Raw genomic sequence first — 11,642 nt, forward strand, 5'->3', positions numbered from 1 at the left:
GATTATCAGGCCGATCCGGAACTCGCATGGACATGGCGGGCGCGCATCGATGAGGCGGGACTCGGTGCTCTGGGCGACCTTGGCTGCCATCTTGTGTCCATGGCTTACGGGCTGATGGGGCCGCTGGAAAGCCTGGTCGCCGACATGCAGACCATCCACGAAACACGCCCCATGCCCGATGGAAGCGGGCGTGGAAGGGTGGAAAATGAAGACGTCGCTTCGGCACTGGTGCGCTTTGGGAACGGTGCGCAGGGCGTGCTTTCCACCTCACGCTCCGCCTGGGGCCGGAAAAACAGGCTCGGCTTCGAGGTGCACGGGACCAAAGGCATGATCGCTTTCGAGCAGGAGCGCATGAACGAACTGCAGCTTTACCAGAACGAGGGCCCGGCCGCTGAACAGGGCTTTCGGACGATCCTCACCGGGCCGGCGCACGGGGCCTACGCGGCATTCTGCCCTGCGCCCGGACATCAACTGGGCTTCAACGAGCTCAAGGTGCTGGAGGCGGGCGCGTTCCTGCGTGAAATCGCCGGCGGCGAGAAGGTCGGTCCTGACTTCGCGGATGCGCTGGAATTCGAAAAGGTGATCCACGCCATCGCCGCTTCAGCGCGCGAGGGGCGGCGTGTGACGGTGCAGGGTTAGGCGCGCGACCTCGCCATGCCGCACCGATCCGGTGAAAGGATTTGACCGCGATCAAGGAAACGAAGGCTTCTCTGCTTGATCTTTGCAAAAGCAGGACCAGAATCACACCATAGGGTGATGGAGAACGAAAGGATCCAGCATGACCACAGCTTCTGATCTCTCTCCCAAATTCCGGCATGTGCGGCTTGAGCTCGCCCGGGAGAAGGGACACCCCATGGGCGACCATGATGAGGGCTACGATCTCCTGGTTCCGCTCGATGTTGAGGGGCATCTCGACGCGGCTGAATGGAAAAAGCATCAGGCGCAGTGTCGCGTGCGCCGCTTCGAGCCGCACGCGGAAGACAAGATCGGCCGCCTGCGCCGCAAGCCGGGCGGGCAATGGTATTTCGACTATGAGGAGGGAGAACGCGACGACGAGATCGGCTTTCGCCTCGGCGAAGAACGATTTCGGCAGGGCGAGTATATCTCGATCTCCCGGCAGGGGCAGATGCACACGTTTCAGGTGAAACTCGTAGAGCGGCTTTAGGGTCAGTCGCTAGAACCGGAAGAATGAATCCTGCAGGGCCGAGTTGGAGTATTCGACGGCCCGGCCTTCGCCATCCACCACCACGCGCTGGACCCTGAGCAGCGGAGAGGCCTTCGGGATCGACAGTGCCGCGGCCTCTTCTTCCGACGCCGACAGAAGCGAGACATGTTCGCGGGCGAGGAAGATTTCGCCCCCCAGCGCCGCGCGCAACATGGTGTAAAGCGAGGTATCTGCCAGCGTGGCGACATCCAGCTTCCCGGCCAGACGGGCCGGCAGGAGCGAGGTCTGATGAACGACTGGACGGCCCTCCAGAAGACGCACCCGGCGAATTTCGAACACCTCGCTTCCGAGCGGGACACAAAGAGCGTGGGCGATAGAGAGACCCGCCTCGACATGCCCCGTCGAGATGAGGCGCGTTGACGGACGAAAGCCCGCCTCGCGGGCGGCAGTGGGAAAATCCACCAGCTTTTCGCCGCTGCGTCCGATGGCGCGTTCACGGTAAACCGTGCTGCGCCCCTGCCCCTTGGAGACGAAACCCTCGCGCTGGAGCAGCTCCAGCGCCTGACGCACGGTGCGCCGCGAGACGGCATAGGCCGACGCCAGTGCATGTTCGGAGGGAAGCGGATCGCCATTGCGCCACAGCCCGCCAGTCAGCTCGCGGATGAGCCGGCTGGCGAGACGCTGATAGGCGTGGTCCGCTCCCATGCGCTCAGGCCGCCCTGCCGCCGATGTTTCGCACCAGCACCGCGCCGATGATGATCAAGCCGGTGAAGATGTCCTGCAGGTAGTTCGGCACACCGAGAATGGTGAGGCCATTGGCGACCACTGCGATGATCGCCGCCCCCAGAAGCGTGCCGAGCGCATTGGCCTGCCCGTCGCGGAAGGCGGTCATGCCGAGGAAGACAGCCGCATAGGCCTGAAGCAGGAAACCGTTGCCGCCGGTCGGATGGGCGCTGCCGAGGCGCGCGGTGAGGAGCAGGCCGGCAAGGGCGGCAAAAAGCGTGCACAGGCCGAAGGCCCAGACACTGTTTGGCACGATGCGCACGCCGGTGAGCCGCGCCGCCTCGCGGTTGCCGCCAATGGCGAGGATGCGGCGGCCAAGCTCCGTGTGGTCGAGAATGAAGGCGGCAAACAGCGTCGCCGCGAGCGCCCAGAGGGTCAGAACGGGAATGCCGGCGAGATAGCCGCGCCCCAGATCGCGGAAGCCCACCGGAATGTTCCCGAACAAAGTCGCGCCATCGCTGATCCAGTAGGTGATGCCGCCGACAATGGTGCCCATGGCAAGCGTGACGATGAAGCTGGGCATGCGATAGGTTGCGATGGCGAGGCCGCTGACCGCGCCGACGGCAAAGCCTGCAATGAGCGTGACCAGCATGACGGGCACGATGCCCCAGCCGGCGCCGAACAGCGTGACGGAAACAATGCCCGCCATGGAAACCACCGCGCCAACCGAAAGATCGAACTCCGACAGCGACATGACGAAGGTGGCCCCCAGCGCAACGATGGCGAGCAATGACATCTGCTGGGTGATGTTGATGAGGTTCGAGCCCTTGGCGAAGGCCTCCGGCGAAAGCGCCGCAAAGAGGGTGACGATGGCCAGAAGGCCGATCAGGGTTCCGTAGCGGGCGGAAAAGCTCAAACTCTTATCTCCGGCTTTGATGGCTGAGGCGGCGCGTGGAATGTGGCGTCGATGACGGACTGGCGTGAGACGGCGCTGTTGGGCGCATCGAGCGTGACAGCCCCCTGCGCCATGACCACGACGCGGCTTGCGAGCATCAGGAGTTCTTCAAGATCGCTGGTGGCGAAGAGAACGGCCGCGCCCTCGCCTGCAAGGCGATTGCACAGGGCGTGGATTTCCGCCTTGGAGCGCACATCCACGCCGCGCGTCGGCTCATCGAGCAGGAAGAGTTTCAGCGACGGATCGAACCAGCGGCCGATCATGATCTTCTGCTGATTGCCGCCCGACAGGGTGGAGATGCGGTCGCCGAGGCCGCCATATTTGACGCTAAGCCCTTCAAGCGCGGAGCGAATGCCGGCCCGCGCCCGCCGCCACGAGACAATGGGCAGAGAGCCGACGGCGCGATGGTGATCGAGATGCGGCAGGACAGCATTGTCGAGAATGGAATGATGCATGACGAGGCCGGTGTGGCGCCGGTCTTCGCAGACATAGGCAACGCCGGCGCGTTTGCGGCTTTCGATGCCGGAGGCCGGGAGCGGCGCACCTTCAAGCGCGATGTCGCCCTCAGCCACGCCGCTTGCTCCCCAGACGGCTTTCAGGAGACTGGAGCGGCCACTGCCGACCACGCCATAAAGACCCACGATTTCGCCGGCATGCACCGTTAGATCGATGGGGGCGCGGACCGGGCTCACACGGAAACCGGATAGCTCCAGAACGGGGTCGCCCGGCGCGCGCGCATCGCCATGGCGCTCGTGGCGAAACGCCTCGCCCGCCATGAGCGCGACGATCTCGTCGCGCGAGGTGTCGGCGATCTGCCCGCTGCCGACGGATTGGCCATTGCGCAGCACCGTGTAGTCATCAGCCAGCGCGAACACCTCATCGAGCCGGTGCGACACGAAGATGATGGCGCAGCCCTGATTGGCCAGATCGCGCACGATGCGGCGCAGGACGGTCGCCTCATCCTCGCTCAGCGAGGCGGTGGGTTCGTCCAGGATCAGCACCTGCGCATCGTCCATCAGCGCGCGCAGGATCTCCACGATCTGGCATTTGGCCACCGAGAGGCGGCCAACCGGCGCGTCGATATCCAGATCGAGCCGGTAACGGTCACGCAGGGCCGCGAAGCGCGCGCGCATCGCCTTCCAGTCAACGCGGCCGAAACGACGGGGGTAAGCCCGGCCCACATAGGCGTTTTCATAGGCCGTGAAGCCCGGAACGAGATTGAGCTCCTGATGCACGGTGCGCAGCCCGGCGGCTTCCGCCGCGCGTGGATCTGCCGGCTGATACGTCCTGCCGGAAATCTGCATCGTTCCGGCATCCGCACGGTGCACGCCCGAAAGACACTTGAGCAGGGTGGATTTGCCCGCCCCGTTCTCCCCCAGAAGGGCATGCACACGGCCGGCCGCGACGTCGAGACGCACGCCATCGAGCGCCGTGACGCCGCCGAACCGTTTGGTGAACCCTTCGATCTCAAGCATCGGTGCGGGTTTTACTCGCAGTTTGCGCCGAGCGTTTCGCGATCGATCACCTTGGCCTCCACGAAAATCTCGCGGGAGGAAGGCTCGCCGCCGCCAAGCACCGCCTCGATTTCACCGACTGCGGCGCTCGCAATGCCCGGAAAATCCTGCCGCACCGTGGCAGCGAGATTGGTGCACTGTTCGATGAGGTCCACCGCCTGCGGGTTGCCGTCAATGCCGGCGATCACGATGTCTGCATCGGGCATGTCGCTCTGGATGGCGAGCAGTGCGCCGACGGCGGGCTCATCCCAGGCGGCCCAGACGCCGTCGATCTCTTCGCCATACTGGCGAATGAAGGTCTCCATGGCCTGGCGCGCATTGTCGATGGGCCCCGGCACCTGCACGTAATGCTCGGCGATGACCTCGAAATCCGGATCCTTCTTCAGCGCTTCATCCAGCGCCAGCTCACGCTGGCGAACGCCCGGATGCGCCGAGTGGAAGAATTTGACGATCTTGCCTTCGCCGCCCAGCGCCTCGAACAGATAATCCGAGAGGATGGTGCCAAGCGCGAAATTGTCGGTGGTGATGTTGGCGGTCACGCCATCGGCAAGCGCGCCGTCCAGCACGAAAACGGGAATGTTCTTGCCCGCCGCTGCCGCAATCTGATCGCCGATCTGGTTGGGATCTACGCTCACCAGCACGATGGCGTCCGCGCCCGCATTCGTGACGTCCTCGACACGGCTTGCGAGCTGCTGGAAATCGCCGCGCGTGTCGACCACATTGACCGTCCAGCCCTTCGCCTGCGATTCCTTCGTGAAGGTCTCGACCATTTCATTGGTGGCGACGGAGCTCAAATAGGGTGTCAGCACCGCGATGTCTTCGGCATTGGCTGCCGTTGCGTGAGCAAGACCGGCCAGTGCGGCTGTGGTGAGAAGCAGGCGTTTCATCATTTCCTCCGATCCGTTGAACGGTTTTCGTTTCTTTCGTTTACGTCATTCGGCGGGCCTGTTCCCGCGCAAAACGGGAGGCTGCGAGATAAGCCTCATAGCGACTGTCGCAGCGTTCGGCATGAGGGGCGTCATGGGTTGTATCAGGCGCGAGAACGGGCGGCGCATCCATGGCGGCAAGCGAGAGACCGGCCTTTGCGGCGATCATGCGCAGCCCGCCTAGCGCCGTCATCTCCTGACTTGCATCGGGAAAGGCGATCTCGCGATTTAGAACACTGGCGAGCGTGCGCCGCTGGAGTGCATCGCGCGCCGCGCCGCCAATGACGGTGAGCGGCGAAGGCGGCAGGCCGGCGGTTTCCAGATTGTGGCGGATGGCGAAAGCCACGCCTTCAAGCACGGCGCGCGCCATCGCGCCCTTGCCATGAGTGCGGTCGAGGCCAAGGAATGCGCCGCGCACGCGCTGATCCTCGAAAGGCGCACGTTCGCCCGAGAGATAGGGCAGAAAGAGCGGTGCGGCGCGCGCATCATCCGCCGTCGCAGCCGCTTCCAACAGGGCTTCGACACTTTCGCCCGTGATTTCGGCCAGCCAGTCCATGGCAGCGCCCGCCGTCAGAAATGGCGAGATGATGATGGCGCGGTCGGGATGGACCGGATCGGCAAGTGTGTAGATGTCACGCGGGGGCGCGGCATCCTTGAGGTCAAGCGTCGCCGCAACCCAGCCGGTGGTTCCGAGATAGGCATAGGCGCGTCCAGGCGCGTCAGCGGCTGCACCCCATGTGGCCGCTGCCGCATCGCCTGCGCCATTGAACACGGGGATGCCTTCGCTCAGGCCGAGCTTTGCAGCGGCTTCTGCGCGCAACGGGCCAAGGATCTCGTCGGCCGGGAGGATTTCGGGCAGGCGCGACGCTTCGACACCCGCAGTGGCGAGCAGTTCGGCATCCCAGCACCGCTCCGCGATGTTCATCAGGCCGGTGGTGGAGGCGACGGTTGGATCGATTGCGGCACGGCCGGTCAGCCGGAAGGTGACAGCATCCTTCGCACCGAAGAAGAAGCGGTGTTCAACAGGAAGATCGGGCGCGAAACGGTCAAGCCGCATGAGTTTGAAAATCGTGTGGGCCGGGTCCGGGTGATTGCCGACACGCCGTGCATAATCGCCCGGCAGGCGGGCTTGGAGTTCGGCAATCTCGTCTTCATCGAGGCGGCGGTCGGAATAGAGCGCGGCAGGCGCCAGCGCTTCGCCCTCCGGTGACAGAACGATCAGGTTTTGCATGGAGCCCGTGAAGACGAGCGCTTCAATATCTTCTCTGTCCGGCATGTCTGCCAGCGCGGAGACAAGTGCCGCCCACCAGCCGGCGGGGTCCTGCGTCTGCGACCGGTCTGCCCCGGACGCTGTGGCGATGGAAGCCGACCGGACAGCCAGCATCGCGCCATGCTGCGAAAACAGAACGGCTTTCAGGGCCGAAGACCCGATATCAATGGCCAGAACGGTCCGGCTCAAACCAACCTCCCTCTCATGGGGTGGACGAATTCAACGTCCACCGTGTCGCCGCGCGCTGGCCTTTTTGCAAGGTCCGTTCCCCGGTTTCGCGCAGTGATCCACGAGTGCGGGCCGGAAAACGTGCCGTGTCAACAAGAAGGGAGGGAGCAACGCCATTTCATTTCCCGAAAGGGATAACGACTTCCGAAAATGCGTCAGGTTGCGCGGGTGCCGGCGGGGCTGTGGCCGCAATGGCGGCGAAAGGCAGCGGCAAAGCGGCCAGCATGGGCGTAGCCGACGCGCGCGGCCACCGCCGCGACCGGCAGGCCATCCCGTTCGAGCAAATGCCGGGCGTGCTCCATGCGGCGCATGGTGAGATAATCATGCGGGGAAAGCCCGGTGAACCGCCGCATGCCCGTCGTCAGCGTGCGCTGGGACACCTCGAGCCGTTCGCACAGCGTCGATACGGTGAGCGGCAGCGCTGAGGGATCATCGAGCAGCGCCTTGAAGCTCAGCACATAATGCGGCAGCGGACCGGCGGCAGCGAGCGCCGAGGGCTCCGCCTCGCGGCAGGGGACATGGGCAAAGAGTGTTTCCAGAACCGCATTGACGAGCGGCATGGGCGAAAGCGCCGTGCTGTCGGCGGCCTCGATTTCTTCCGCGACCATGAGCCCGAAGAGACGCGCCAGCCGTCGCCCCACGGGCGTGTCGAGATCGATTTCCGGCTTGAAGAACGGCGTGCGGCGCACCGGGTCACCCGTGTAGCGCTGCCAGGCGCGCTCCACGAAATCGCGCTCCAGCCGGAGCATCACCTGCGTGGTGCCGGGACGCCAGTTGGAACGCACGAAGGGGCCGGGCGACAGGATGAGCCCATGACCGGGACGCGACGCGACACGGTCGCGCCCATAGAGAATGTCCACCCCGCCGGAAAGCGGGAACTCCAGCATATAGAACGTGTCGAAAATGCCGGCCTCGATCTCGATGTCGGGGCCATAGCGCAGGAGATTGAGGGATGCCCCCTCGCCTGCGACGGCATGGTGCCGGAAGTCGAGCGACGCTTCGCCGGATGGCATCAGAAGGCGATGCGGCCTGTAGCGCGCGCCGATGGCAGCCTCGGCCTCCGCAAGGTCGAGCGAATGAAGTCCGGGAACCCGGCCAAGCCTTTGCGATGCATCGATGAGATCAGCCACCACCATGGCTGCGAGGATAACAGGACTATGGAAGCTGTCTAGAAAAAGCTGAGCCGCGAAAGGAACAAGTCGCTTTTCATGCCACGCGGGATAATCCAATTTTCCCTTTTATTTTCAACACACTATCCGGTTCTCATATTCGAGACAGGTGTTTGACTTGTCCCGCCCGGCCATGCCTCAATCGGGAAAAGCGAAAAAGGGACGTTGCGCGTATGACTGCACCCATGGAACCCAATTCCTTCCGGATCGGCCCTGATGATGAGGGCATGTATGGGATCTTCGGCGGCCGGTTTGTGGCCGAGACGCTGATGCCGCTGATCCTCGATCTGGAGAAGCACTGGAACGAGGCGAAGGACGATCCGGCGTTTCGCGCCGAGCTCGAGCATCTGGGCCGTCACTATACGGGCCGCCCCTCGCCGCTCTATTTCGCCGAACGCCTGACCGAACATCTGGGCGGCGCGAAAATCTACTTCAAGCGTGAGGATCTGAACCACACCGGCTCGCACAAGATCAACAATTGCCTTGGCCAGATCCTGCTCGCCAAGCGCATGGGCAAGACCCGCATCATCGCCGAGACCGGCGCCGGCCAGCATGGCGTGGCTTCGGCCACCGTGGCCGCCCGCTTCGGCCTGCCCTGCATTGTCTATATGGGCGCGACAGACGTGGAGCGGCAGAAGCCGAACGTCTTCCGCATGCATCTTCTGGGCGCCGAGGTGAAGCCGGTCTCGTCCGGCCATGGCACGCTGAAAGATGCCATGAACGAGGCGCTGCGTGACTGGGTGACCAATGTGGAGGACACCTATTATCTGATCGGCACGGCGGCAGGCCCGCATCCCTATCCTGAACTCGTGCGCGAGCTGCAATCGGTGATCGGCACGGAAGCGCGCGAGCAGATTAAGGAATTGGAAGGCCGGCTGCCCGACGCCATCGTGGCGGCGGTGGGCGGCGGCTCGAACGCCATCGGCCTGTTCCACCCCTTCCTTGATGACCGCCAGGTGGAAATCCACGGCGTCGAGGCCGGCGGACACGGGCTGGAGGGTGACGAGCACTGCGCCTCCATGACGGCGGGCCGCCCCGGTGTGCTGCATGGCAACCGCACTTATCTTCTGCAGAATGACGACGGGCAGATCCTCGACGGGCATTCGGTCTCTGCGGGGCTCGATTATCCTGGCGTTGGGCCGGAGCACAGCTGGCTGAAGGATTCAGGCCGTGTGATCTATTCGCCCATTCTGGACGATGAGGCGATCGAGGCGTTTCAGATGACGACGCGTCTTGAGGGCATCATCCCGGCGCTGGAATCGGCCCATGCGATTGCCCATGCGATCAAGCTTGCGCCGACCATGGGCAAGGACCAGATCATGATCGTCAATTTCTCCGGTCGCGGAGACAAGGACGTGCATACCGTTGGAAAGATGCTCGGCATGGAGATCTGAGCCGCAGGATCCGAACCCACAATCTGTCCGAAGAGAAAGCATCCTCCCATGACCACCCGCATCGACCGCCGCTTTGCGCGGCTGAAGGAAGAGAACCGTCCCGCGCTCGTGACCTATTTCATGGGCGGCGACCCGGACTATGAGACCGCGCTTTCGATCATGAAGGCGCTGCCTGCGGCGGGCAGCGACGTGATCGAGCTGGGCATGCCCTTCTCCGACCCGATGGCCGATGGCCCGGCCATTCAGGCCGCCGGCCTGCGCGCGCTCAAGGGCGGGCAGACGCTGGCGAAAACGCTCCAGATGGCGCGCGACTTTCGTGAAGACGACGACGACACGCCCATCGTGATGATGGGCTATTACAACCCGATTTACATCTATGGGGTTGAGCGCTTCCTCACCGATGCAAAGGAGGCCGGCATTGACGGGCTGATCATCGTCGACCTGCCGCCGGAGATGGATCAGGAGCTTTGCGTTCCAGCCATCAAGGCCGGGCTGAATTTCATTCGCCTTGCAACACCGACGACCGACGAAGAGCGGCTGCCGAAGGTGCTGGAGAACACGTCGGGCTTCGTCTATTACGTGTCGATGACGGGTGTGACGGGCTCGGCCCTGCCGGACACGAACAATGTTTCGGCGGCGGTTTCGCGCATCAAGGAACACACGGACCTGCCGATCTGCGTGGGCTTCGGCGTGAAGACGGCGCGCCAGGCGCGGGCGATTGGCGAGGCGGCGGACGGCGTTGTCGTTGGCAGCGCCATCGTGGCGGCCATCGCGCAGTGCTATGACGCGAACGGCAAGCGGATCGAAGACCCCGCAGAGGCCGTTGCGACCCTCGTCAAAGGGCTTGCTGACGGCGTACGCTCAAAGCAGATGGCGTAACGCTTTTCCCGATCTGAATTCTTGGCTCAGTGCGGCGATCTGTTTAAGGATCGCCGCAGCTTTCTCGCCAAGGATACCCCAGATGATTGCCTGGTCTATCTTCGTTCCGGCCTGTTTCGCGCTGAACTGCGCGCCCGGTCCGAACAACATGCTCGCCTTTTCCAATGCCGCGCGGCTGGGCCTCGTGCCTGCCTTTTGGGCGGACTTGGCCGCATGCCGGCTTTCATTTTCCTGATCACGGTCACCATTGTCGGGCTCGGCGCGGTGCTGGCGGCGTCTGCCACGGCCTTCACCGTCATCAAACTGGTGGGGGCAGCCTATCTCATTTATGTGGGCATCCAGTTCTGGCGCAAGGCGCGCGCGCTGGCGAACGCCAGTTCGCTGGACTCTGCCATTGGAAAACTGATGCGCCGCGATTTCGTGATCGCCATCAGCAACCCGAAGGCGATCGCCGTTTTCACCGCCTTCTTCCCCCAGTTCATCGACGCATCGCAGCCCGCCTGGAGCCAGCTTGCCGCCATGGGCGGGGTGTTTCTCGCGCTGGAAGTGGTTGCCGTCGCGCTTTATGTGGTCAGCGGCGTCGTGCTTGGGAAAATGCTGAAATCCGAGCGCGTTTTCGTCCATTTGAACCGCCTGGTGGGTGCCGTTCTGATCGTTTCAGGCGGAACCATGGCGGTTTCACGTAATTAGGTTCGGAATCGAGGGAAAAATGCTGCGGATTGCCGCAGTGTCAGGCCTTCACTTCGCCGCGACAAAATGTTCTATTCCGGCCGTCTCATCCGGCGCACCCTCCCGGCAGCCGGAGTTCAAAGTTTCATAACCCAAGCTGCCCGGCATCCGGTCGGGATGCGCTTTGTTTGTGCCAGAGGATTAGCAATGACCGTGAGAAAAGTTCCCGACGTCACGTTTCGCACGCGCGTTCGCGACGAGTCGATCGAAGGCCCGAACCCGTTCCGCTGGGAAGACAAGACGACTGCCGACTTCTTTGGCGGCAAGCGCGTTGTCCTGTTCTCCCTGCCGGGCGCCTTCACCCCCACCTGCTCGACCTACCAGCTTCCCGACTTTGAGAAGCTCTACCCGGAATTCCAGGCCGAGGGCATCGACGAGATCTACTGCATCTCCGTCAACGACGCTTTCGTGATGAACGCCTGGGGCAAGGCGCAGGGCCTGAACAACGTCAAGCTCATTCCGGATGGCTCGGGTGAGTTCACCCGCAAGATGGGCATGCTCGTCGCCAAGGACAACCTCGGCTTTGGCATGCGCTCCTGGCGCTACGCCGCCGTGGTCAACAACGGCGTGATCGAGAAGTGGTTCGAGGAGGAAGGTTTCTCCGACAACTGCGACAGCGATCCGTATGGCGTTTCTTCGCCGCAGACCGTTCTGGAAGCTCTGAAGGCCGGCGAAGCGCAGGCTGCCTAA

Annotated in this window: 13 protein-coding genes; 6 read left to right on the forward strand and 7 right to left on the reverse strand. The window is 63.5% G+C overall.

Going from position 1 to position 11,642, the window contains the following annotated elements; all coding sequences use genetic code 11:
* Together BLW55_RS19150 and BLW55_RS19155 are read left to right on the forward strand one after the other, a co-directional pair.
* A partial coding sequence (locus BLW55_RS19150) for a Gfo/Idh/MocA family protein (RefSeq protein ID WP_143038470.1) occupies nucleotides 1-639 on the forward strand: 639 nt, incomplete at its 5' end.
* A gap of 139 nt (nucleotides 640-778) precedes the next feature.
* Nucleotides 779-1,165 carry a hypothetical protein gene (locus tag BLW55_RS19155; protein ID WP_025031636.1) on the forward strand — a complete coding sequence of 129 codons (387 nt, stop codon included), beginning with the start codon at nucleotides 779-781 and terminating at the stop codon, nucleotides 1,163-1,165.
* A 9-nt stretch (nucleotides 1,166-1,174) separates the two neighbouring features.
* Here BLW55_RS19155 and BLW55_RS19160 read toward each other — a convergent pair whose 3' ends face one another.
* From BLW55_RS19160 to BLW55_RS19185, 6 genes are all read right to left on the reverse strand, one after another.
* Nucleotides 1,175-1,870: a GntR family transcriptional regulator gene (locus tag BLW55_RS19160; RefSeq protein ID WP_090330063.1), complete on the reverse strand. Its 696-nt coding sequence runs from the start codon at nucleotides 1,868-1,870 to the stop codon at nucleotides 1,175-1,177.
* A gap of 4 nt (nucleotides 1,871-1,874) precedes the next feature.
* Nucleotides 1,875-2,804, reverse strand: a complete 930-nt coding sequence (locus tag BLW55_RS19165) for an ABC transporter permease (RefSeq protein WP_090330064.1) — start codon at nucleotides 2,802-2,804, stop codon at nucleotides 1,875-1,877.
* Nucleotides 2,801-4,318, reverse strand: coding sequence for a sugar ABC transporter ATP-binding protein (locus BLW55_RS19170; protein WP_090330065.1), 1,518 nt, complete (start codon nucleotides 4,316-4,318; stop codon nucleotides 2,801-2,803). Before BLW55_RS19170 ends, BLW55_RS19165 begins: the two co-directional genes overlap by 4 nt.
* Before the next feature lie 11 nt (nucleotides 4,319-4,329).
* On the reverse strand, nucleotides 4,330-5,244 hold the full coding sequence (locus BLW55_RS19175; RefSeq protein WP_244509183.1) for a sugar ABC transporter substrate-binding protein: 915 nt from the start codon (nucleotides 5,242-5,244) through the stop codon (nucleotides 4,330-4,332).
* Between the two features lie 40 nt (nucleotides 5,245-5,284).
* Nucleotides 5,285-6,742 (reverse strand): xylulokinase, encoded by a 1,458-nt coding sequence (locus tag BLW55_RS19180; protein WP_090330067.1) that lies wholly within the window; start codon nucleotides 6,740-6,742, stop codon nucleotides 5,285-5,287.
* Nucleotides 6,743-6,936: 194 nt separating this feature from the next.
* Nucleotides 6,937-7,917 (reverse strand): helix-turn-helix transcriptional regulator, encoded by a 981-nt coding sequence (locus tag BLW55_RS19185; RefSeq protein ID WP_244509184.1) that lies wholly within the window; start codon nucleotides 7,915-7,917, stop codon nucleotides 6,937-6,939.
* A gap of 206 nt (nucleotides 7,918-8,123) precedes the next feature.
* Here BLW55_RS19185 and trpB point away from each other — a divergent pair, with 206 nt between their 5' ends.
* Both trpB and trpA read left to right on the forward strand, forming a co-directional pair.
* Nucleotides 8,124-9,344, forward strand: coding sequence for a tryptophan synthase subunit beta (gene trpB, locus BLW55_RS19190; protein WP_090330068.1), 1,221 nt, complete (start codon nucleotides 8,124-8,126; stop codon nucleotides 9,342-9,344).
* Nucleotides 9,345-9,392: 48 nt separating this feature from the next.
* Nucleotides 9,393-10,223: a tryptophan synthase subunit alpha gene (trpA, locus tag BLW55_RS19195; protein WP_090330069.1), complete on the forward strand. Its 831-nt coding sequence runs from the start codon at nucleotides 9,393-9,395 to the stop codon at nucleotides 10,221-10,223.
* On the opposite strand, the gene BLW55_RS20865 is transcribed toward trpA, so the two are convergent.
* Nucleotides 10,206-10,373 (reverse strand): hypothetical protein, encoded by a 168-nt coding sequence (locus BLW55_RS20865; protein WP_177175147.1) that lies wholly within the window; start codon nucleotides 10,371-10,373, stop codon nucleotides 10,206-10,208. The genes trpA and BLW55_RS20865 overlap by 18 nt on opposite strands.
* Before the next feature lie 63 nt (nucleotides 10,374-10,436).
* Between BLW55_RS20865 and BLW55_RS19200 the strand changes: the two genes are divergently transcribed.
* Together BLW55_RS19200 and BLW55_RS19205 are read left to right on the forward strand one after the other, a co-directional pair.
* Nucleotides 10,437-10,913 carry a LysE family translocator gene (locus BLW55_RS19200; protein WP_244509185.1) on the forward strand — a complete coding sequence of 159 codons (477 nt, stop codon included), beginning with the start codon at nucleotides 10,437-10,439 and terminating at the stop codon, nucleotides 10,911-10,913.
* Between the two features lie 186 nt (nucleotides 10,914-11,099).
* A complete protein-coding gene (locus BLW55_RS19205; RefSeq protein WP_007010577.1) occupies nucleotides 11,100-11,642 on the forward strand; it encodes a peroxiredoxin in 543 nt (180 codons plus the stop codon).

This window comes from Nitratireductor aquibiodomus, from assembly GCF_900105565.1.
GTDB classification, from domain to species: domain Bacteria; phylum Pseudomonadota; class Alphaproteobacteria; order Rhizobiales; family Rhizobiaceae; genus Nitratireductor; species Nitratireductor aquibiodomus.

Coding starts and splice junctions, on each gene's coding strand:
- BLW55_RS19170 (WP_090330065.1), bottom strand. CDS start 4,318: ATGCTTGAGATCGAAGGGTTCACCAAACGGTTCGGCGGCGTCACGGCG.
- BLW55_RS19185 (WP_244509184.1), bottom strand. CDS start 7,917: ATGGTGGTGGCTGATCTCATCGATGCATCGCAAAGGCTTGGCCGGGTT.
- trpA (WP_090330069.1), top strand. CDS start 9,393: ATGACCACCCGCATCGACCGCCGCTTTGCGCGGCTGAAGGAAGAGAAC.
- BLW55_RS19200 (WP_244509185.1), top strand. CDS start 10,437: ATGCCGGCTTTCATTTTCCTGATCACGGTCACCATTGTCGGGCTCGGC.
- trpB (WP_090330068.1), top strand. CDS start 8,124: ATGACTGCACCCATGGAACCCAATTCCTTCCGGATCGGCCCTGATGAT.
- BLW55_RS19160 (WP_090330063.1), bottom strand. CDS start 1,870: ATGGGAGCGGACCACGCCTATCAGCGTCTCGCCAGCCGGCTCATCCGC.
- BLW55_RS19175 (WP_244509183.1), bottom strand. CDS start 5,244: ATGAAACGCCTGCTTCTCACCACAGCCGCACTGGCCGGTCTTGCTCAC.
- BLW55_RS20865 (WP_177175147.1), bottom strand. CDS start 10,373: ATGTTGTTCGGACCGGGCGCGCAGTTCAGCGCGAAACAGGCCGGAACG.
- BLW55_RS19205 (WP_007010577.1), top strand. CDS start 11,100: ATGACCGTGAGAAAAGTTCCCGACGTCACGTTTCGCACGCGCGTTCGC.
- BLW55_RS19155 (WP_025031636.1), top strand. CDS start 779: ATGACCACAGCTTCTGATCTCTCTCCCAAATTCCGGCATGTGCGGCTT.